Here is a 1,010-nt window from a genome sequence, read left to right on the forward strand (position 1 = left end):
CGATAGGGGACCCAGAATCTGGGTCCCCTATCGGCGTTTGAGCACCGGATAGTGCTCGGGCGAAGTTGCCGTGCCCGCGTCCCACAGCGGGTACGTGATTGAATTTGTGGGTCCGGATAGATTTTCGCGAAATTCAGAAAGGGAGCACCGTGCCGGAACAAAACGACGATCGGAAGCCCTTCCGGCGTGGCGCTCCCGACTCCGGGTCCGGCCGGCGAGGCGACAGCGGCGATGCGAGCCGACGGGGCGGTGGATTCAAACGCCGGGCCGATTCCGGTGAGCGCGGCGGCGTCGCGCGACGCGGAGAGTCGGGCGGCTACGGTCGGCGCGACGAATCCTCCGAGCGTGGCGGTTTCCAGCGACGCGACACTTCGGGCGGGTTCGACCGCCGGGGTGAAGGCGGTGAGCGGCGAAATGACCAGCGCGGCAGCTCGTCCGGTGGATTCCGGCGCCAGGAGCCCGGTGCGTCCGGCCAGCGCCGCGGCGACGATGGGCCGAGGCGAGGCGGATTCGAGCGCCGCGACGATTCCGGTCCGCGGGGCGGCTTCACCGGCCGCGGCGGCGCAGGAGATCGTGGTGGTTTCAAACGTTCCGAGGACTCCGGAGAACGTGGCGGCTTCAAACGCCGGAGCGATTCCGGTGACCGGCGCGACGAGCCCCGTGGCGGCTTCCGCGCGGGTGAAAAGTCCGGTCCCCGAGGTGGGTTCGATCGAGGCGAGGCCCGTGGCGGGTTCAGCCGTCGCCGGGACGATAGCGGCGACCGAGGCGATGTCCGTGGTGGCGAGCCCGGCGGACGCGGAGGGTTCGGACGCCGTGGTGCCTCCGACCAGTACGGCGATGCGGGACGTGGCGACTCGGGCTTCCGGCGTCGGGACGACGCGGATGATCGGCGCCGTTCGAGCACGGATCGTGCTGCCGCTGCGCGCAGCGGCGAGGCGGATCGTGACGACCGGGCACCGCGCGGCGACGCGTCGCAGGAACGTCGTCGTGGCGGCGAAGGTGCCCGTGTC

Annotated in this window: 1 protein-coding gene; it reads right to left on the reverse strand. The window is 70.9% G+C overall.

All coding sequences use genetic code 11. From position 1 onward, the window contains the following. Positions 1–1,010 (reverse strand): hypothetical protein (locus NA4_RS41740; RefSeq protein WP_084497720.1); only part of this gene is annotated, 1,010 nt, incomplete at both ends.

This window comes from Nocardia amamiensis NBRC 102102 (genome assembly GCF_001612745.1).
GTDB lineage: Bacteria > Actinomycetota > Actinomycetes > Mycobacteriales > Mycobacteriaceae > Nocardia > Nocardia amamiensis.